The organism is Nocardioides aequoreus (assembly GCF_000720335.1).
GTDB classification, from domain to species: Bacteria; Actinomycetota; Actinomycetes; order Propionibacteriales; family Nocardioidaceae; genus Marmoricola; species Marmoricola aequoreus.
The window spans coordinates 1-20,042 of sequence record NZ_JOJN01000015.1 but is presented as its reverse complement, the minus strand read 5'-3'; the positions used below and the strand labels follow the sequence as shown (position 1 = coordinate 20,042).

The 20,042-nt window shown below is 74.6% G+C and carries 16 protein-coding genes; 10 read left to right on the top strand and 6 right to left on the bottom strand.

What is annotated here, in order from left to right:
* Positions 1 to 18 precede the first annotated feature (18 nt).
* From IG63_RS0118490 to IG63_RS0118475, 4 genes are read right to left on the bottom strand one after another with little or no spacing between them, the layout of a single operon-like run.
* Positions 19 to 1,287, bottom strand: coding sequence for a substrate-binding domain-containing protein (locus IG63_RS0118490; RefSeq protein ID WP_084597320.1), 1,269 nt, complete (start codon positions 1,285 to 1,287; stop codon positions 19 to 21).
* Positions 1,284 to 2,432, bottom strand: coding sequence for an ABC transporter permease (locus IG63_RS0118485; protein WP_084597325.1), 1,149 nt, complete (start codon positions 2,430 to 2,432; stop codon positions 1,284 to 1,286). The genes IG63_RS0118490 and IG63_RS0118485 overlap by 4 nt, the downstream gene beginning before the upstream one ends.
* Before the next feature lie 2 nt (positions 2,433 to 2,434).
* Positions 2,435 to 3,490: an ABC transporter permease gene (locus IG63_RS0118480; protein ID WP_084597319.1), complete on the bottom strand. Its 1,056-nt coding sequence runs from the start codon at positions 3,488 to 3,490 to the stop codon at positions 2,435 to 2,437.
* The gene (locus tag IG63_RS0118475) at positions 3,487 to 5,007 is read right to left on the bottom strand and encodes a sugar ABC transporter ATP-binding protein (RefSeq protein WP_051707189.1); all 1,521 of its coding nucleotides are present in this window, start codon (positions 5,005 to 5,007) and stop codon (positions 3,487 to 3,489) included. Before IG63_RS0118475 ends, IG63_RS0118480 begins: the two co-directional genes overlap by 4 nt.
* 88 nt (positions 5,008 to 5,095) lie before the next feature.
* Here IG63_RS0118475 and IG63_RS0118470 point away from each other — a divergent pair, with 88 nt between their 5' ends.
* Positions 5,096 to 6,265: an ROK family transcriptional regulator gene (locus IG63_RS0118470; protein ID WP_030485825.1), complete on the top strand. Its 1,170-nt coding sequence runs from the start codon at positions 5,096 to 5,098 to the stop codon at positions 6,263 to 6,265.
* Positions 6,266 to 6,286: 21 nt separating this feature from the next.
* On the opposite strand, the gene IG63_RS0118465 is transcribed toward IG63_RS0118470, so the two are convergent.
* Complete coding sequence (locus tag IG63_RS0118465) at positions 6,287 to 6,931, bottom strand: SDR family oxidoreductase (protein WP_030485824.1); 645 nt, start codon at positions 6,929 to 6,931, stop codon at positions 6,287 to 6,289.
* On the opposite strand from IG63_RS0118465, the gene IG63_RS0118460 reads away from it, so the two are divergent.
* From IG63_RS0118460 to holA, 7 genes are all read left to right on the top strand, one after another.
* Entirely contained in the window at positions 6,932 to 8,485 is a 1,554-nt protein-coding gene (locus IG63_RS0118460; protein ID WP_211249391.1) for an MFS transporter, read from the top strand. It abuts the gene before it with no gap.
* Positions 8,486 to 8,519: 34 nt separating this feature from the next.
* Complete coding sequence (locus tag IG63_RS0118455) at positions 8,520 to 9,383, top strand: DegV family protein (protein ID WP_030485822.1); 864 nt, start codon at positions 8,520 to 8,522, stop codon at positions 9,381 to 9,383.
* Positions 9,384 to 9,472: 89 nt separating this feature from the next.
* Positions 9,473 to 10,444: a helix-hairpin-helix domain-containing protein gene (locus IG63_RS0118450; protein WP_051707185.1), complete on the top strand. Its 972-nt coding sequence runs from the start codon at positions 9,473 to 9,475 to the stop codon at positions 10,442 to 10,444.
* On the top strand, positions 10,441 to 12,786 hold the full coding sequence (locus tag IG63_RS0118445) for a ComEC/Rec2 family competence protein (RefSeq protein ID WP_051707183.1): 2,346 nt from the start codon (positions 10,441 to 10,443) through the stop codon (positions 12,784 to 12,786). The genes IG63_RS0118450 and IG63_RS0118445 overlap by 4 nt, the downstream gene beginning before the upstream one ends.
* 12 nt (positions 12,787 to 12,798) lie before the next feature.
* Positions 12,799 to 13,635, top strand: coding sequence for a PhzF family phenazine biosynthesis protein (locus IG63_RS0118440; protein WP_030485819.1), 837 nt, complete (start codon positions 12,799 to 12,801; stop codon positions 13,633 to 13,635).
* Positions 13,636 to 13,863: 228 nt separating this feature from the next.
* Entirely contained in the window at positions 13,864 to 14,382 is a 519-nt protein-coding gene (locus IG63_RS0118435) for a glyoxalase superfamily protein (RefSeq protein ID WP_030485818.1), read from the top strand.
* Between the two features lie 33 nt (positions 14,383 to 14,415).
* A complete protein-coding gene (gene holA / locus IG63_RS0118430; RefSeq protein ID WP_030485817.1) occupies positions 14,416 to 15,423 on the top strand; it encodes a DNA polymerase III subunit delta in 1,008 nt (335 codons plus the stop codon).
* A gap of 95 nt (positions 15,424 to 15,518) precedes the next feature.
* On the opposite strand, the gene rpsT is transcribed toward holA, so the two are convergent.
* The gene (gene rpsT / locus IG63_RS0118425) at positions 15,519 to 15,779 is read right to left on the bottom strand and encodes a 30S ribosomal protein S20 (RefSeq protein WP_030485816.1); all 261 of its coding nucleotides are present in this window, start codon (positions 15,777 to 15,779) and stop codon (positions 15,519 to 15,521) included.
* Between the two features lie 255 nt (positions 15,780 to 16,034).
* On the opposite strand from rpsT, the gene IG63_RS0118420 reads away from it, so the two are divergent.
* Together IG63_RS0118420 and IG63_RS0118415 are read left to right on the top strand one after the other, a co-directional pair.
* Positions 16,035 to 17,756 carry a thiamine pyrophosphate-dependent enzyme gene (locus tag IG63_RS0118420; RefSeq protein WP_211249390.1) on the top strand — a complete coding sequence of 574 codons (1,722 nt, stop codon included), beginning with the start codon at positions 16,035 to 16,037 and terminating at the stop codon, positions 17,754 to 17,756.
* A 33-nt stretch (positions 17,757 to 17,789) separates the two neighbouring features.
* Positions 17,790 to 19,781 (top strand): S9 family peptidase, encoded by a 1,992-nt coding sequence (locus IG63_RS0118415; protein ID WP_030485814.1) that lies wholly within the window; start codon positions 17,790 to 17,792, stop codon positions 19,779 to 19,781.
* Positions 19,782 to 20,042 lie beyond the last annotated feature (261 nt).

The window sequence follows — 20,042 nt, the reverse complement described above, 5'->3', positions numbered from 1 at the left end:
GCGGTCGTGCGCGTCGGATCAGGGGATCTGACGCTCCTCCCACACCTCCGGGTAGCCCGGCAGGTCCTCGCCGCCGAACTTGGCGTAGTGGCCGTCGGGCATGCCCTCGTTGTCCGCGAGGTAGTCGGCACGCTCGGCCTCGGTGATCGGGGTCTGCGGGAGCACCCACTCCGTCGGGACCTCCTCGCCGGCGAAGACCTTCTGGGCGGCGAGCAGCGGCGTGCGCCACTGGAAGTTGGAGTAGACGGGGGCGAGGCCGGTCAGGCCGGTCTCCTCCCACTTGCGCAGGAAGCTCATCTCGTCCTCGCCGGTCATGACCGGGAGGTCGGCGCCGGCGTCCTCGAAGGCCTCGATGGCCGCGACGGCACCGTCGCCGGCGTCCATCCACACCCCGGCCACGTCGCCCTTGGCGAGCTCGTCGCTGATGATCTTCTTGATCTCGGCGGGGTCGGCACCGGTGAAGTAGTCGACCGCCTCGATGCCCTCCTCGCTGAAGATCTGGTCGGCCGCGGCCCAGCGGTTCTCCAGCACGTCGACGCCGGGCAGGATGCGCAGCGCCACGACCTTGTCGCCCTCCTCGAGGTTCTCGGCGAGGAAGTTGGCGGTGTCGATGCCCCAGGCGTAGCCGCCGATCGGGTGGATGAAGGTGGTGTAGCAGTCGGTCTCGACGCCACGGTCGAAGACGATGACCGGCTTGCCGGTCTCGCAGGCGCGCTCGACGGCCGGGGTCATCGCGGCGGTGGAGTTGGGCGAGATGATGAAGACGTCGCAGCCACCCTCCTCGATGAAGTAGTCGATGTCGGCGATCTGCTTGTTGTCGTCGTCCTCGGCGTCACGGGTCTCCATCTCGGAGATCACGCCCTCGTCGACGAGGACCTCGAGCTGCTGGTTCATCGTGATCCAGCCCGTCTGGCGCCAGGGGTTGGAGATCGAGGCGTTGGCGAAGCAGGCCTTCTGGGCGCCGTCGGCGGCGTACTGCTGGGTGTCGGTCATCTCGCCGTCGATGTACTGCAGCCACGGCTGCTCCGGGTCACCCTCGAAGGTGGCGCCACGCTGCTCGTCCTGGGTGTCGAAGACGGCCTGGTCGAACCACTGGGAGTCCTTGCCGGACTCGGTGTCGGAGCCCTGCTCGGCGCTCGACCCGGCGTCGGAGGAGTCGTCCTCGGTCTGGGCGGACTGGTCGGTGGAGCCGCAGGCGCTGAGCACCAGCGCGGCTGCGGCGGCCGCGGCGGCGGACCGGACGGCGCGCCGCCGCAGCGGTCGGGACTGTCGTGCGAGTCGACTCATGGGCGCATCTCTCCTTGGTGGTGCCCGGGCGGGCGGTGGGTGGGGTGAGCAGCGGGTGTGGGGTCGTCGGCGTCGGGCGCGCGGGAGGGCGTGGGCGTACGTCGACGGCCGGTGGGCAGGCGGAGGCCGCCTCGCCAGGCCCGGCCGGCGAGCGCCACGGCGAGGATGATGATCACGCCCTGCACGGTGTCGCGCCACGTGGCGGGGATGTCGCGGAAGTTGAGCAGCGTGAAGAGCAGGTCGAGGGCGATGGCGCCGGCGGCGGCGCTGAGCACCCAGCCGCGCCCGCCGCCGAGCACGACGCCGCCGAGGACGACCGCGGTGATGGCGATGAACTCGTAGCCGCGGCCGACGGAGGGGTGCACGCCGGCCTGGCCGACCAGGATGATGCCGGCCAGCGTCGCCGAGAGCGAGGAGAGCACGAAGGCGCGGGTCTTGACCCACCACACCCGGGCGCCGCTGACCTCCGCGGCGCTCGGGTTGTCGCCCGTGGCGACGAGGGTGACGCCGTACGGACGGCGCATCAGCCACCACGCCGCGACCGAGACGGCGACGAGGATCAGCAGCGGGTAGGGCAGCAGCTCGATGCCGGGCACCCCCTCGAGACCGCCGCGGCCGATCTCGCGGAAGGTGTCGGTGGGGTTGCCGGTGGCGGCGCCGCCGGTGAGGTAGAAGACCAGGCCCGACAGCGCCAGCATCGTGCCGAGGGTGACGATGAAGCTGGGGACGCCGAGCAGGGTCGTGGCGAGGCCGTTGACGATCCCGACGAGGGCACCGATCACGACCATCAGCGCCATCACCGGCAGGATCCGGCTGTCGTCCTGGCCGATCAGGTTGCCGGCCATGACCACCTGGGCGGCGATCACCGAGCCCATCGAGAGGTCGAACTCGCCGGAGACGATGACGAAGTACTGCCCGATGGCGATCAGGGCGATCGGGGTGCTGCGGGCCAGGAAGCGGACCAGCCGGTCGGGCTCCCCGAAGGTGGGGTTGGAGGCGACCACCGCCAGGAGCAGCACGAGCACGAGCACGAAGACCGCGCCGCCGGGGGTCGCGAGGCCGGTGAGGAAGCGCTGGGCCGCGGAGCCCTCGTGGGCCGGGAGCGGCCGGCGCGACGGCGTCTGCCGCCCGGTCTGGTCGAGCATCGTCACGACGCCTCCTGGGTGGCGAAGCGGGCGGGGCGCCGGGGGATGGCGCGCCGGGCGTAGACGGCGACGGCCACGACGATGACCAGGCCGCGCACGACGTCCTGCAGGAAGGCGTTGAGCCCGAGGACGCTCATCAGGTTGTCGAGCACGGCGAAGATCGCGACGCCCCCGATGGTGCCGACGATCGAGCCGCGGCCACCGGCGAGCAGGGTGCCGCCGAGCACCACGGCCGCGATCGACATCAGGTCGTAGCCGCCCTGGCTGCCGATCGTGGGGCTGCCCACGCTGGTGCGGGAGAGCAGCAGCAGCCCGGCGACGCCGGCCATCACCGAGCAGAGGACGTGCGCGGCCACCACGGGCACCGCGGTGCGGACGCCGGACATCCGGGCGATCTCGCGGCCGCCGCCGACGGCGTACAGCTGGTGGCCGAGCCGGGTGCGGCGCAGCATCAGCACGCCGAGCGCGGCACAGGTGAGCATCACCAGCGTCGAGACCGGCACGGGGCCGAGCAGCAGGATCCCCCAGAGCTGGAACTCGTAGGGGGCCTTGCCGGCGTTGCCCTGGTAGTTGGAGGCGAGGTAGCCCGAGATGATCAAGCCGATGCCGAGGGTGGCGATGAAGCCGTGCACCCGCAGGCCCGTGACGATCAGGCCGTTGGCCAGCCCGACCAGGGCGCACACGCCGAGGGCGGCGAGCACCCCGGGCACGATCATGCCCGTCTGCCCGGCCATCACGACGCCGCCGACGAGGCTGGAGAGGCTGATCACGTAGGGCACCGAGAGGTCGAGGCTGCCCGCGAGGATGACGAAGGTCTGGCCGATGGCGACGAAGCCGAGCGTGCTGGTCAGGGTGAGGACGCCGACGATGTTGCCGGTGCGGAAGAAGTTCTGCCCGTCGAGGGCGGAGAGCACCACGCTGACGAGCACCACGGCGACCAGGGCGGCGTACACCAGCTGGACGGAGTCGGCACGGCGGAAGAGGGCGAGCGGCCCGCGACGGGTGCGCAGGGCGGCCGGGGGAGCCGGCGGGGTCGGGGGGGCGGCGAGGTCGCTCATGCCGCTCCCTCAGCGCTGGCGCCGGTGGCGAGCCCGAGGACGCTGACCTCGTCGCTCCCGGCGGGGAGCTCGCCGGCCACGCGACCGTCGCGCATCACCACGATGCGGTCGGACATGCCGATCACCTCCGGCAGCTCGCTGGAGACCATGAGGATGGCGATGCCGGCCGCGGCGAGCTCGCGCATCAGCTGGTAGATGCCGCTCTTGGCGCCCACGTCGATGCCGCGGGTGGGCTCGTCGAGGAGCACGACGCGGGGCTCGGTGCCGAGCCAGCGGGCGAGGACGACCTTCTGCTGGTTGCCCCCGGAGAGGAACTGCACCTCCTGGTCACCGCTGCGCGCCGCGACCTCCAGCGAGGAGAGCAGGCCGGGCAGCGCGCGGCGGGCCGACGGCGTACGCCGGGGGAAGGTGGCGCGGACCACGCTGAGGGCGTTATCGGTGATGCTCTGGTTGAGCGTCAGGCCGGTGGCCTTGCGGTCCTCGGTCACGAAGGCGAGACCGCGGCGGCAGGCGGCGCGTGCGGTGCGCAGCGTCACCGTCTCGCCGTCGAGCTGCATCGTGCCGCGGGTGAGGGGGCGGACGCCGAAGACGCCCTCGAGCAGCTCGGTGCGGCCGGAGCCCTGGAGCCCGGCGAGGCCGACGATCTCGCCGGCGCGCAGCTCGAGGTGCACGTCGTCGACGTAGCCGTTGCCGCTGCCCTTCAGGCGCAGCCGCACCTCGCCGGTGGTGGTGCCGGGCACGGGGTCGGGGAAGAAGGACGACATCGTGCGCCCCACCATCAGCCGCACCAGGGTGGCCTCGTCGAGCTCGGTGGCCGGCCGGCTGTCGACGAGCTCGCCGTCCTTGAGGACGGTGATGGTGTCGCAGAGGTCGAAGATCTCCTTGAGGCGGTGGGAGACGTAGAGGATGGCGACGCCGCGGTCGGTGAGCCGGCGGATGATGCCGTAGAGCAGCGCCACCTCGTGGTCGGCGAGCGCCGCGGTCGGCTCGTCCATGGAGATGATCCGGGCGTCGTGGCTGACCGCCTTGACGATCTCGACGACCTGCTGCTCGGCGACCGAGAGCGTGCGGACCTGCGCGTCGGCGTCGAGGCCGCTGACGCCGAGCCCGTCGAGCAGCTCCTGGGTGTCGCGGCGCATGCGGCCGGTGTCGACGAGGAGTCCGCGCCGTGGCTCGCGACCGAGGTAGACGTTCTCCGCCACGGTCCGGTCGGGCAGCAGGTTGAACTCCTGAAAGACGGTGGCGACGCCGGCGGCCTGCGCCTGCAGCGGGTGGCTGAAGGAGACCGGGGCGCCGTCGAGCTCGAGCGTGCCGCCGTCGGCGACGTGCACGCCGGCCACGATCTTCATCAGCGTCGACTTGCCCGCGCCGTTCTCGCCGACCAGGCCGTGCACCCGGCCGGGGTGCAGGTCGAGGTCGACGTCGGAGAGCACGGTGTTGCCGAGGAACGACTTCGTGAGGCCGCGTGCCCGCAGCACCGGGGCACCGGGGTCGGCGGGCGTCTGCTCGAGGGGCACGGCCGCACTGTGACACGCGCCACGTACTTTTGTCGAGCACCAATCAAAAGCAGTGCGTCGCGTGTCAAAAGGGGCGGCGCGTGGTTGGATGAGCGCCGTGCAGGCCAGCGACGTCTTCGAGCTGCTGCGCGACGGACGCCCCTGGACCCGCGCCCAGCTCGCGCAGACCACGGGCCTCGCCCGCTCGACCGTCGCGGCCCGCATCGACGAGCTGCTGCGCCTCGGTCTCGTCGCACCCTCGGGAGGCATCTCGACCGGGGGGCGGCCGCCGTCGCTCTTCGCGATGAACCCACGCGCCGGCGTCGTCGCCGGCGTCGACGTGGGGGCCACCCACGTGGCGCTGGTGCTGGCCGACCTCGGCGGTGAGCTGCTCGTCTCCGAGGAGACCGCGCTCGACGTCGCCGAGGGTCCCGACGCCGTGCTCGGCTGGGTCTGCGACGCGATCGACCGGCTGCTGCGTCAGCTGCCCCTGCCGGTGCCGCCGCTCCGGGCGGTCGGCATCGGGCTCCCGGGCCCGGTGGAGCACTCGACCGGCCGGCCGACGAACCCGCCGATCATGCCCGGCTGGGACCGCGTCGACGTGCCCGGTCTGGTGCAGCGACGCCACCCCGTGCCGGTGCTCATCGACAACGACGTCAACATCATGGCGCTCGGCGAGCAGCAGGTGGCCTACCCCAGCACCGAGGACCTGGTCTTCGTCAAGGTCGCCACGGGCATCGGCGCCGGCATCATCTCCGGCGGCGCGCTGCAGCGCGGGGCGCAGGGCACGGCGGGCGACCTCGGGCACGTCCGCGTCGCCGGCCACGAGGAGGTGCTCTGCCGCTGCGGCAACGTCGCCTGCCTCGAGGCGGTGGCCGCCGGTCCCGCGCTCGCGGCGACGCTGCGCGCCAGCGGCGTCGCGGCCGAGGACACCCAGGACGTCGTCGACCTCGCCCGCGCCGGCGACCTCACCGCGGTGCAGGTGGTCCGGCAGGCCGGACGCGACCTCGGGGAGGTGCTGGCGACCCTGGTCAACCTGGTCAACCCGTCGGTGCTGGTAATCGGCGGACGGCTCGCCTCCGCCGGCGAGCACCTGCTCGCCGGCATCCGCGAGGTCGTCTACCAGCGCTCGCTCCCGCTCGCGACCGAGCACCTGCTCGTCGCCCCCACCCGCGTGGGCCGCTCCGCCGCCGTCCGCGGCGCCGTCGCCATGGCAGTGACCCACGTGCTCAGCCCGGAGCAGATCGAGCTCGGCGTGCGCATGCTCGCCGAGGGCTGAGGCTGCGGGTCCAGCCCCTCGCTAGAGGGTGCCGATGGCCTGGCGCACGGGGGCGTCGCCGGCGACGACGTCGAAGGTCTTGCCGATGGTCGAGTCGGTCACCAGCACCTCGGCGAGCACGTGGGCGACGTCGCCGCGGGTGATCGAGCCGGGCTCCAGCGAGCCGACCTGCACGCGGCCGGTCGGCACGTCGTCGGTGAGCCGGCCCGGACGGACGACGGTCCAGTCGAGGTCCTGGGAGCGGACGTGGTCGTCGGCCTCCTGCTTGGCGCGCAGGTAGACCTGGAAGACGTCGTCGGAGTCGGGGTCGGCGTCCTCGGTGCCCATCGCCGAGACCATCACGTAGCGGCGTACGCCGGCCCGCACGGCAGCGTCGGCGAGGAGCACGGCGCCTCCCTTGTCGACGGTCTCCTTGCGCGCGGCGTTGCCGTCGGGACCGCCACCGGCGGCGAAGACGACGGCGTCGGCGCCCTCGACGGCCTCGACCATCGCGTCGAGGTCGGTGTCCTCCAGGTCGAGCAGGTGCCAGCCGATGCCGTCGGCCTCGAGGTCGGGCACCTGGTCGGTCGAGCGGATCAGGCCCACGACCTCGTGGCCGTCCTGGGCGACGAGCCGGCCGAGCTGGCGGGCGATCTGGCCGTGGCCTCCGGCGATGACGATGCGCACGTGGTCCTCCTGGGTGGGCTGGTGGGACCTTCGGACGGTACCCGCCCGCCTCCGGCGTACGCCCCGCCGCTGCGTGGGTACGTCGTCCGGGTGACGGAGGCGACCGAGCGCGCGGAGGCGACCGACCGGCCCCACGACGACCGCTGGCGCGCGCTGTCCGTGTGCCTCGTGGCCGGCGGCATGTGCCTGCTCGACGTCAGCATCGTCAACGTCGCGCTGCCCTCCATCGCCACCGGACTCGAGGCCGACGACAGCCAGCTGCAGTGGATCGTCGCGGGCTACACGCTGGCCTTCGGCATGACCCTGGTGCCGGCCGGGCGGCTCGGGGACGCGCGCTCGCGGCGCACGGTCTTCCTGTGGGGCGTGGGGCTCTTCACGCTCGCGAGCGCCGCCTGCGGGGCCAGCCCGGACGCGACCACCCTCGCCGTCGCCCGGGTGGTGCAGGGCGTGGGTGGAGGGCTCATCACCCCCCAGGTCTCCGGCTTCATCCAGAACCTCTTCCGTGGCCCCGAGCGAGGTCGCGCCTTCGGCCTCTTCGGCGCCAGCATCGGCATCTCCACCGCCATCGGCCCGCTGCTCGGTGGCCTGCTGGTGCAGCTCGGTGGTCCCGACCTGGGGTGGCGGCTGGTCTTCTACGTCAACCTCCCGGTCGGGCTGACGCTGGTGGTGCTGGCCCTGCGGTGGCTGCCTGCGGCCCGCGAGGGACGGCGCCAGTCGCTGGACCCCGTGGGGGTGCTGCTCTTCGGCGCGGCGGTGCTGCTGGTGCTGCTCCCGGTGGTGGAGGGGGAGCAGGGCGCGCCCCTCTCCGCCCGCCCGTGGTGGCTGCTCGGTGTCGCGGCTGCCCTGCTGGTGGCCTTCTGGCTCTGGGAGCGGCGGTGGGCGGCGCGCGGCCGCGAGACGCTGGTCGACCTGCACCTGGCGCGGGTGCCGTCGTACGTCTTCGGCGTCGCGCTGGGCTCGGCGTACTTCGCGGGCTTCACGGCGATCTTCCTCACGCTGACGCTCTACCTCCAGCAGGGCCTCGGCTACAGCCCGCTGCAGGCGGGGCTGACGCAGCTGCCCTTCGCGCTCGGCTCGGCGGTGTCCTCCTTCACCGGCGGGCGTCTGGTCACCCGCCTCGGCCGGGTGCTCGTGCTCGCCGGCCTGGTCACCGTGGCGCTGGCACTGCTGGCGGTCGACCTGGTCGCGCCCCACCTCGACGGCCGGGTCGGGATGTGGCTGGCGCCGCTGCTGCTGCTCGCCGGGCTCGGGGGCGGCTTCGTGATCTCGCCCAACGTGACGCTCTCGCTCGACGAGGTCGCGCCGGAGCGCGCCGGCGCGGGCGGCGGCCTGCTGCAGACGGCGCAGCGGGTGGGGTCGGCGCTCGGGGTGGCGGTCGTGCTCGCCCAGTTCTTCGACGTGCTCGCCCGCACCGGCGACCACGCCGAGGCCTTCTCGCGCTCGCTCCGCACGGTGGTGGGGCTGGTGGTGCTCGCCGCCGTGCTCGCGGTCGTCGACCTGGTACGCCGCGTGCGCGCCGACCGGCGCGAGGCACCGGCCCGCACGCCTCGCTGAGTCCCGCGCGCCGCGATCTCCTACCCTGAGCGCCATGCCCCCTGGTCGTGTCGGCGTCGTCACCGACTCCACCGCGTCGCTCTCCGATGAGACGGCCGCCACGCACGGCGTCGTGGTGGTGCCGCTCGAGGTCGTCGTGGGCGACGAGACCTTCCTCGAGGGCGGGGGAGAGCTGACCTCCTCGGCGCTGGCGGCCGCCCTGCGCGACCGTCGTCGTGTCACGACCTCGCAGCCCGGTCCCGCGGCCTTCGCGGCGGCGTACGACGCACTGGCCGCTGCGGGCTGCACCGCGGTCGTCTCGGTGCACCTCTCGGCGGGACTCAGCGGCACCTACGACTCGGCGGTGCTCGCCGCCGCCGAGGTCGGGGTCCCGGTCACCGTGGTCGACACGCGGCAGGTCGGCATGGGCGTCGGCTTCGCGGTGCTCGCGGCCGCCGAGGCCGCGGCGGCCGGCGAGCAGGCCGACGCCGTCGCCGACGCGGCCCGGCGGTGCGCGGCCGGCACCACTTCGCTCTTCTACGTCGACACCCTGGAGCACCTGCGTCGCGGCGGCCGGGTCGGGGCGACCGCGGCCCTGCTGGGCTCCGCACTGGCGGTCAAGCCGCTGCTGCGGCTCGACGACGGCGCCGTGGTCCCGTGCGAGAAGGTGCGCACCACGGCGAAGGCGCTGCAGCGCCTCGGGCAGCTGGCGGTGGAGGCCGCCGACCACCGGCCGGTCGACGTCGCGGTGGCGCACCTCGAGAGCCCCCAGCGAGCGGCCGACCTGGCGGCGATGATCGGCGACTGGCTCGACGACGAGCTCGGCCAGCGCGACGTCGCGATCGTCGAGATCGGAGCGGTGCTCGGAGCCCACGTGGGGCCCGGCATGGTCGGCGTCGCCGTGGCTCCTCGCCTCTGACGCGTCCACAGGCACCGGCGGCCCGCCAGTTGTCCACAGATGCCTCCGGGCAGGTTCCGCCGCGGGGCGGCGCTTCCTAGCGTCGCGGGATGCGCAAGGTGCCCCAGGAGGAGGTCGCCGCCGCGGCGCGGCGGCGCCTCGAGCTGCTCGTCCGCGAGCTCGACCAGTCCGGCGTCACCCGGCTCGACCGGGGTGCGAGCGATCTCCCGGCTGCCGCTGCGCCCGACCCGACCGGGCCGGCGTCGCCCGGCGAGCCGGGCCCCGCGCTGGTGGCGCCGTCGCCGGTCGCACCCGCGGGGCGGCACGCGGCCTCGCGGCAGGCCGGCACCGCGGCGCGGTCCGGGGGCGCGCTGCGGGCCCTGCTCCCCGACACGCTGCGCGGTCGGGTGTCGCTCGACCGGGGGGTCTTCGTGGTGGTCGCCGTCCTCGCGGTCCTGGCCGTGGGGGCGGCGGCGGTGGCGGTGGGCCGGGAGTCCGGCCCGAGCACGCCCGCGGTCCCCGCCGCCGAGACCGCGGCGGCGACCTCCGCGTCACCGCTCGTGACGCCGGGTGGCCCCACGGCCGCCCCGTCGTCTCCCACCGGAGGCTCGACGGGTGGCCCAGCCCCGCCCACCGGCCCGGCGGGCGGCACGGTGGTGGTGCACGTCTCCGGCGACGTACGCCGCCCGGGCGTCGTCGAGCTCGCCACCGGCGCCCGGGTGGCCGACGCGGTGCGCGAGGCCGGCGGCGCCCGCAGGGGCGTCTCCCTCGACGGGGTCAACCTCGCTCGCGTGCTCGTCGATGGCGAGCAGGTCCAGGTCGGTGGCGCGGCGCCGGCGGCGAGTGGCCCCGCCGCGGCGGCGGTCGGCACGGCGGCGCCGGCCACGGGGGCCCTGGTCAGCCTCAACGCGGCGACGCTCGACCAGCTCGACACGCTGCCGGGGGTCGGGCCGGTGACCGCGCAGAAGATCCTCGACTGGCGCACCGCGCACGGGGCCTTCAGCGCCGTCGACGAGCTGCTCGAGGTCGACGGCATCGGGGAGAAGACGCTGGCCGAGATCGCGCCGCACGTGACGCTGTGAGCCCGCGGGGCGCCGCGCTCGACCTCCCCGAGGGCGGGCTCGACCTGCGCCTCCCCGTGCTGGCCGTCGTGGCGTGGGCCTCGGCGCTGGTGACGCTGCTGCTGCCGCACTGGGTGCCGCTGACGGGCCTGGCCCTGGGGATGCTGCTCGTGGTGTGGGCGGGGCGCCGACCCGCCGCGCCGGGGCGGGGCCGTCGCCCCGGTGGGGTCACGGCGTGGGGCTGGTGGGTGATGGCCGTGGGGGTGGTGCTGGTCGCCCTCCTCCGGCTCGACGCGGTGCGCGGCAGCCCGGTCGCGGAGCTGGCCCAGGAGCGGGCGGCGGTGCAGGTCGTCCTCGTCACGAGCTCCGACCCGGTCCTGCGCGACGGTCGCTTCGGACCGGTCGTCCTGCTGCGCGCCACGGTCGAGGAGGTCACCGGTCGCGGCGAGCGGCACCAGCACCGGGCGCCGGTCCTGGTGCTGGCGGGGGAGGAGTGGTCGAAGGTCGCGCTGGGGAGCACCGTCAGCGCGGCGGGCCGGCTCGGCCCCGCGCGCACCGACGACCTCGCCGGGGTCCTGCACCCTCGTGGGCCACCCGTGCTGATCGAGCGGGCGGGGGCCTGGTGGCGGGGCGCGGAGGCCGTGCGGGGCGGCGTCCGCGAGGCCGTCGCGGAGCGGCCGGTGGCGCCGCGCACCCTGGTGCCCGCGCTCGTGGCCGGCGACGACGGCGGCATGCCGCAGCAGGTCGTCGACGACTTCCAGGTCGCGGGACTCACGCACCTGCTGGCCGTGTCGGGCACCAACCTCACGCTCGTGGTAGGGGCGCTGCTGATCCTGGCCCGCTGGGCCGGGGTCCGGGCCCGGGGGCTGCTGGTGGTCGGACTGCTCGGGGTGGTCGGCTTCGTGCTGCTGGCGCGCACCGAGCCGAGCGTCGTCCGCGCCGCCGCGATGGGCACGGTGGGCCTGCTGGCGATGGGGCAGCACGGCCGCCGGCACGGCACCAGGGCTCTGGCCGCCGCGGTGGTGGCGCTGCTGCTGTGGGACCCCTGGTGGGCGCTCTCGGTGGGCTTCGCGCTCTCGGTGCTGGCGACGGCCGGCATCTTGTGGCTCGCGCCCGGCTGGCGCGACCGGATGTGCCGCTGGCTGCCGCGCTGGGTCGCCGAGGCGGTGTCGGTGCCGCTGGCCGCCCAGGTGGCCTGCACCCCGGTGGTCGCGACCCTGTCGGGCCAGGTGAGCCTGGTCGCGGTGGCGGCCAACCTGCTCGCCGCGCCCGCCGTCGGGCCGGCCACGGTGCTCGGCCTCGCCGGCGGCATCGTCGCCCTGGTCTGGTCGCCGCTCGGGGCGCTGGTGGCGCGACCCGGGAGCTGGTGCGCGGCGTGGATCGTCGCGGTCGCAGAGCACGCCGCGGCGCTGCCGACGGCCGCCGTCCCGTGGCCGGCCGGCGTGGTCGGCATCGGGGCGCTCACGGTGCTCAGCGCGGTCGTCGCCCTCGGGCTGGCGCCGGTGCTCGCCCGCCGGCGCCTCAGCCTCACGCTCGCGACCGCGCTGGTCGTCGTCCTTGTCGCCCCCGCCCCGCGCGCCCCCGGCTGGCTCTCGCCCGGGTGGCCCCCGGAGGGGTGGGTGATGGTGGCCTGCGACGTGGGCCAGGGCGACGGGCTGGTGCTGCGCACCCGAGACGAGGAGGCCGTGGTCGTCGACGCCGGTCCCGACCCCGACGCGATCGACCGCTGCCTCGACCGGCTCGGGGTGCGGCGGGTGCCCCTGGTGCTGCTCACCCACTTCCACGCCGACCACGTGGCGGGGCTCGAGGGGGTGCTGCGCGGTCGCGAGGTCGCGGGCGTCGAGACCACCGCGCTGCGCGAGCCCGCGTCGGGCGCCGAGCTGGTCGACCGGGTCGCGGCGTCGGCCGGTGTGCCTGTGCGGGAGGCGGCGTACGCCGAGACGCGGGAGCTGGGCGGGCTGCGCTGGCAGGTGGTGTCGCCGTCGGTGTCGAGCGCGGCCGAGGGGGCCAACGACGCGAGCGTGGTGCTGCTTGCCGAGAGCCGCGGGGTGCGGATGCTGCTGCTGGGCGACCAGGAGCAGCCGGCCCAGCAGCGGCTGCTGCGCGAGCTCGGTGACCTGCCGGTCGACGTGCTCAAGGTCGCGCACCACGGCAGCGCCGACCACGAGCCCGGGCTGCTGCGCGCGACCTCGCCCGAGCTCGCGGTGATCTCCGTCGGGGCAGGCAACGACTACGGCCACCCCGCTCCGTCGCTGCTGGCGGGGCTGCGGGGCGTCGGCGCGGAGGTCGCGCGCACCGACCAGGTCGGCGACGTGGCGGTCGTCGCGTCCGGGGCGGGGGTGGAGCTGGCGAGCCGGCGCTGACAGGCTCGGGGCATGGACGCGCGCGACTTCCGGCAGGTCGACGTCTTCGGCGCGGAGCCGCTGCGGGGCAACCCGGTCGCGGTGGTGCACGACGCCACCGGCCTGGCCGACGACGAGCTGCAGCGCTTCGCCCGCTGGACCAACCTCTCCGAGACCACCTTCCTGCTGCCACCGACGGACCCGGCGGCCGACTACCGGGTGCGGATCTTCACCCCGGCCGAGGAGCTGCCCTTCGCCGGGCACCCCACCCTGGGCACGGCCCACGCGTGGCTCGAGGCGGGGGGACGTCCGGCGCGGGACGACGTCGTGGTCCAGGAGTGCGGCGTCGGCCTGGTCGACGTACGCCGGGGGGAGCGGCTCGCCTTCGCCGCGCCCGACCTGCTCCGCTCCGGACCGCCGGACGACGCCACCCTGGCGCAGGCCGTGGCGGCCCTGGGCGTGCCGCGCGAGCAGGTGCTGCGCGCAGCGTGGATCGACAACGGCCCGGGGTGGCTCGGCGTGCACCTCCCCGACGCCGAGGCGGTCCTCGCCCTGCGGCCCGACTTCGTCGCGATGCAGGGGCTCGAGCTCGGAGTGCTCGGCACCCACGAGGGCGGCGGCCCGGCGGACGTCGAGGTGCGCGCCTTCTGCCCCGGCTTCTCGGTGCCGGAGGACCCGGTGACGGGCAGCCTCAACGCCGGCTTCGCGGTCTGGCTGCAGCGCGAGGGCGTCCTCCCGGCGTCGTACGTCGCACGCCAGGGCACCGCGATGGGGCGCGACGGCCGGGTGCACGTCGAGCTCGACGCCGATGGCACCACGTGGGTCGGCGGCGCCACGGAGACCGTCCTGCACGGCACCGCCGCGCTCTGAGACTCCTCGGGCGAGGGTGTCGGCGCCGCCCGGGTCGGCTCCGCCGCGCTGGTGCTGCCGCCCACCCGAGCCTTACCCTCGCCCCGAGGTCGGTCCGGCACCTGCCCTCTCCCGCGGGAGGCCGCGACGGTGAAGCCGGGCAGCGTGACACCACCCACGACGCCTGCTCGCTGGCGGTCGCGGACAACGGAGAGCTCCCGGCAGCACGTCAGCAGTGAGAGTGACGTCATGACCCCTTCTACGTCCGAGGCCAAGGCGATGGCCACTCGACTCCGCCGCGCCCTGGCCGCCACCGGTGCGGAGATCCGGCACGCCCAGGCGCTCGAGCTGGTCGCGCAGCAGCTCGGGCACCGCGACTGGAACACCCTCGTCGCCTCCGCGCCGCAGCCCTCTCCCGTGGTCACGATCCCCGTGCTGCGCACCTTCCCCGGGCCCGAGGCCGACCGGTTCTACCTGGACTTCCTGGGCTTCGACGTCGACTGGGAGCATCGCTTCGAACCCGGGCTGCCGCTGTACCGCCAGGTCTCGCGCGAGGGGTGTGTGCTCCACCTCAGCGAGCACCACGGCGATGCCACCCCGGGGAGCAAGGTGCGCATCGAGGTCGCGGACGTCGCGTCACTGCAGCGGCGCCTCGCGCAGAGCCCGCTCTACCCGCTGCGCAGCGGCATCGAGGAGGCCGAGTGGGGCGCTGACCTGGAGGTGCCCGACCCCTTCGGCAACCGGCTCGTCTTCTGCGTCCTGCGGTGAGTCTCTGTCGGTCGTCCGTGAGAGGCTGCCGCCATGGCGCAGCGTCGTGGCTCCGAGACCGGCGGGGCGGTGCCGCGCGAGGTGCTCGGCCGGATCGTGCTCGTGACCGGGCCCGAGGAGTTCCTCGCCGAGCGCGCCGTGCAGCAGGTGCGCGAGCTGGTGCGGGAGACCGACGCCGAGGCCGAGGTCTCCGAGACGGTCGCCTCCGACCTCACGATGGCCTCGCTCGGCGACCTCGCCGCCCCCTCGCTCTTCTCCACGACACGCTGCGTCACTCTGCGGCGGCTCGAGGACCTGCCCGACGACGCCGGGCCCGGCCTGCTCGACTACGCCGCGGCGCCCGCCGACGACGTCGCGCTGGTGCTGGTGCACAGCGGCGGGCAGAAGGGCAGCGGCCTGCTGACCAAGCTGCGCAAGGCCGACACCGTCGTCGAGGTCAAGACGGCCGCGCCGACGCCGCGCGAGCTGCCGGGCTTCGTCACCGCCGAGCTCCGCGGCCACGGCAGCCGCATCGAGCCCGAGGCCGCCGACTTCCTGGTCCTGGCCGTCGGCCACGACCTGCGGTCGCTCTCGGCGGCGGCGCACCAGCTCGCCAGCGACTTCGAGGGCCGCCCGGTGACCACCGAGATGGTCAAGCAGTACTTCGGGGGGCGCGCGGAGGCCAAGTCGTTCGTCGTCGCCGACCACGCCCTCTTCGGCCGCACCACGCCGGCGCTCGAGGAGCTGCGGTGGGCGCTCGACGGCGGCACCGCTCCGGTCCTGGTCAGCAGCGCGCTGGCCGCGGGGCTGCGGGGGCTGGCGCGGCTGATGTCGGCGCCGCGCGGCCAGTCCGAGGGCGACCTCGCGCGGGCGGTGGGCGTGCCGCCGTGGAAGATCAAGACCTTGCGCAGCCAGGCGCGCGGCTGGGAGCCCGCCTCGTTGGGTCACGCGATCCGCGTGGTCGCCCGGGCCGACGCCGACATCAAGGGGCAGGCCAGCGACCCGGCGTACGCGCTGGAGCGGGCCGTGATCACGGTGAGCACCGCCCGGCAGTCGTCGTGAGCGCCGTGCCTGCGCGACGCTGAGGCACCCGGCTCCGGAGACGCGAACGGCGCCGACCCGATGGGGTCGACGCCGTGCGGAGAGTCAGGTGTCGCTCAGAGCGAGGCGGCCTGCTTGGAGATCGACGACTTGCGGTTGGCCGCCTGGTTCTTGTGGATGACGCCCTTGCTGGCAGCCTTGTCGAGCTTCTTGCGGGCGTCGGCCGCGAGGACCTTGGCCTTGTCGGCGTCGCCGGCCTCGGCGGCCTCGCGGAACTTGCGGATCGCGGTCTTCAGGCCGCTCTTGACCGACTTGTTGCGCTCGTGCGCGACGAGGTTCTGCTTGTTGCGCTTGATCTGGGACTTGATGTTCGCCACGGCAGGCTCGCTCTTTCGGTTGCGGGACGGGGATCAGCGCTGCTGCGCTGTGGAAGTCAGGGGGTCCGGATCGAGCCGGACACACAGCCGCCGAAGATACCAGCGAGACACTCCCGCCACATAATCCGTGGGCTCGCCGCTCACGTCGACGCGCCCTCCTGCGTGGGGTCGAGCACGCTTCTGGGTAGTCCTGGGGTGGCCCGTCCGCACCGCCCTCTCGTCACACCCGCCTCGTCGTACCCCCGGAGGATGCCAGTGAGCACCGTTGCCGACCTGATCGTGACCGCCGTGGCCGACCACGGGGTGCGCACGGTGTGGGGGGTCGTGGGCGACGCCCTCAACCCCTTCACCGACGCCATCCGCCGCGAGGAGCGGCTGGAGTGGATTGGGGTGCGCCACGAGGAGGTCGGTGCCTTCGCAGCCGGCGCGCAGTCGCAGCTGACCGACGACCTGGCGGTGTGCATGGGCACGGTGGGCCCAGGCTCGCTGCACCTGCTCAACGGCCTCTACGACGCCAAGAAGAGCCACACCCCCGTGCTGGCGATCTGCGGGCAGGTGCCGCGGGAGGACCTCGGCACCGACTTCTTCCAGGAGGTCGACAACGACGCCGTCTTCGCCGACGTCGCGGTCTACCGCACCACGCTGACCAGCCCCGAGCAGCTGCCCCACGTGCTGGAGGAGGCGGTCAACGCCGCCCTCTCGCAGCGTGGCGTCGCGGTGCTCTCGGTGCCCGGCGACGTCGGGTCGCTCGAGGTCGAGAAGGACCGGGTGCCGCGCTTCGTGCGGCCCACCCCGCCGGTGGCGGCGTACGCCCAGGACGTGCAGGCCGTCGCCTCGGTGCTCGACGCCGCCGAGCGGGTCACGCTGCTCGTGGGCCAGGGGGCCAGGCACGCCCGCCCGGAGGTGCTGGAGCTCGCGGCGCGACTCAAGGCGCCCATGGTGGTCAGCCTCAAGGCCAAGGACGACTACGACGAGGACAACCCCTTCGAGGTCGGCCAGTCCGGGCTGATCGGCAACCCGGCCACGGCCGAGGCCTTCGTTGCCTGCGACACGCTGGTGCTGCTGGGCACCGACTTCCCCTACCGCGACTTCCTCCCCGACGGCAAGACCGTGGTGCAGCTCGACGACCGGGGCACGCACGTGGGGCGGCGTACGCCGGTCGACCACGCGCTGGTGGGCGACACCGCGCTGACGCTGCAGGCACTGCTGCCGCTGCTGCGGCAGCACGAGGGCGAGACGCACCTGTTGGCCGCCCGCAAGATCTACGACGGGTGGCGCGAGCTGCAGGCGCACCTCGCCGACCCGGCGTACGAGAAGAAGGCCCGCGGCCTGCTCCGGCGCAAGGTCGACAACCCCGACGCCCGGGTGCGCCCGGAGGTGGTCGCGGCGGCGCTGGAGCGCCACGCCACGCAGGACGCCGTCTTCACCGCCGACACGGGGATGGCCGTGGTGTGGCTCTCGCGCTTCGTGCGCATGACCGGGCGTCGCCGGCACCTCGGCTCCTACAACCTCGGCTCCATGGCCAACGCCATGCCGCAGGCGCTCGGCGCCGCCGCCCTCGACCGCGGTCGGCAGGTGGTGGCGCTGTGCGGCGACGGCGGGCTGAGCATGCTGCTGGGCGACCTCATCACGGCCGTCTCCCACGACCTCCCGGTCAAGATCGTCGTCTTCGACAACGGCCGGCTCGGCATGGTCAAGCTCGAGATGGAGCAGGTGGGGCTGCCGGAGTTCGGCACCGTGCTGCACAACCCCGACTTCGCGGCGGTGGCGCGGGCGATCGGCATGCACGGCGTACGAGTGGAGGCCCCGGGCGACGTCGACGAGGCCGTGCGGGAGGCGCTGGCGCACGACGGGCCCGCGCTGGTCGACGTGCTCACCAACCCCGACGAGGTCGCCGTACCTCCCAAGCCGAGCCTGTCGCAGGTGAAGGGGTTCGCGATCGCCAAGACGCGCGAGTTCGTCACCAGTCCCGAGTAGGGCCGGCGCAGGTCACCTGCCTAGGTTTGCGGGGTGCGCCCTGACGACCTCGACCTGCTCTCGGCCTGTGGCCGCCCCTCGCTGACCCCGGACGGGTCGGTCGCCGTCACCACCGTGACCCGGCCCGACCTCGCCACGGACACGTACGTCGGCGCCCTCTGGCGGGTGCCGACCGACGGCTCCCCGGCGAGCCGGCTCACCAACGGTCCGCGCGACAGCGCGCCGGCCGTGAGCCCCGACGGTCGCCGCGTCGCCTTCCTGCGCGGCACCGAGGACGGCCCGGCGCAGCTGCACGTGGTGGCCCTCGACGGCGGCGAGCCGCTGCGCCTGACCGATGGGGCCGCCCACCCCCTCGGCGCGGGCGCGCCGGCGTGGAGCCCCGACGGCAGCCGGCTCGCGTACGTCGCCCGGGTGCCGGAGCCCGGGCGCTACGGCACCGCCGCCGACGACGGCCGCGAGCCCAAGCCCGGCGAGGAGCCGGCGCGGCTGGTGCGCGAGCTGAAGTACCGCATCGACGACCTCGGCTACACCCGCGACCGCCGGCAGCACCTCTTCGTCGTCGATGCGCCGCCCTCGGACGCCGCGCCGGGTGACGACCTGCCGTCGCTGCCGGTCGTGCCGCGCCAGCTGACCGACGGCGACCAGGACGACCTCCACCCCGCGTGGAGCCCCGACGGGCAGCGGCTGCTCTTCCGCTCCGCGCGCCACGCCACCCGCGAGACCGACCTGCGTGGCGGGCTGCACGTCGTGCCGGCCGCCGGTGGCGACGTACGCCCCGTCACCGACGCTCCCACGCTCGACGTCGGCCCGGCCACGTGGCTGCCCGACGGCCGTCTCGTCTTCGTGGGCACCGAGCTGGGGGAGGAGGCCCTGGACTTCGTCGGTCGGCCGAGCCGGCTCCACGTGAGCACGAAGCCTCTCGGCGACGGGGTCCTCGAGGAGTACCTCGCCGTCACCGACCGGGACGAGGACCTCGAGGTGGGCACCCCCGCGGACCTCGTGGTCGTCGACGGGCGCGTGGTCGTGCGCGACCAGCACCGCGGCACCGTGCGACTCATCTCGGTCGACCCGGGCTCCGAGCTCCCCGACCACGAGGTCCTGCTCTCCGGCGACGTCGTCGTCGCCGGCCACGCCGTCGCGGGAAGCCGCGTGGTCGTCTCCGCCGCCACCGCGCTGCGCCGCGCCGACCTCGCCGTCGTCGAGGAGGGGGAGCCCCGCTGGCTCACCGAGGTCGCCTCGCGCCTGTCGCCCCGACCGCTGCGCGAGCACGTCGTCGACACGGGCCCCGACAGCCAGGTGCACGGCTGGGTGGTGCTGCCCGACCCCGACCGGTTCGACGGCCCGCACCCGGTCCTGCTCTGCATCCACGGCGGTCCCTACTCCCAGTACGACGTCGCCGTCTTCGACGAGGCGCAGGTCTACGCCGGCGCCGGCTACGCCGTGGCGATGTGCAACCCCCGCGGCTCCGCCGGCTACGGCTACGACCACGGTCGAGCCGTCAAGGACGCGCTCGGCAGCGTCGACGCCGACGACGTGCTCGCCTTCCTCGACAGCGTGCTGGCCGAGCCGTCGCTGCCGCTCGACCGCGACCGCGTCGGCGTCATGGGCGGCTCCTACGGCGGCTACATGACCGCGACCCTCACCACCCGCACCGACCGCTTCGTCGGTGCCGTCGTCGAGCGTGGCTACCTCGACGGCACCTCCTTCGTCGGGTCCTCCGACATCGGCTGGTTCTTCCCCGGGCAGTACAGCGGCGACGCCGAGGCGATCCGCGAGCAGAGCCCGATGACGCACGTCGACCGGGTGGTCACGCCGACGCTGGTGATCCACTCCGAGGCCGACTGGCGCTGCCCGGTCGAGCAGGGGCAGCGGTGGTTCGCGGCGCTGAAGCTGCGCGGCGTCGGGACCGAGCTGCTGCTCTTCCCCGGCGAGGGCCACGAGCTCTCCCGCTCCGGCCGCCCCCGCCACCGCCGCCAGCGCTTCGAGGAGATCCTGCGCTGGTGGGGCCGCCACCTCCCGGTCTGACCGCCCCGGGCTGGTCGAGGTGCGACGAGCGCCAGCGAGGAGCCTCGAGACCCCGGCACCCGTACGGCGACCGTCCCCACCGGGGTAACCCGCCTCACAGGGTCTCGAGGCCCTCGCCCAGGGGCTCGGGCACCTCGACCACCCCAGCCCGGCTCCCTGAGCAGCGAGCGCAGCGAGCCCCCGGCTCCCGTACGCCGACCGTCGCTACCGCAGTAGCCCGGGTCACGGGGTCTCGAGGCCCTCGCCCACTGGCGGGCTGGT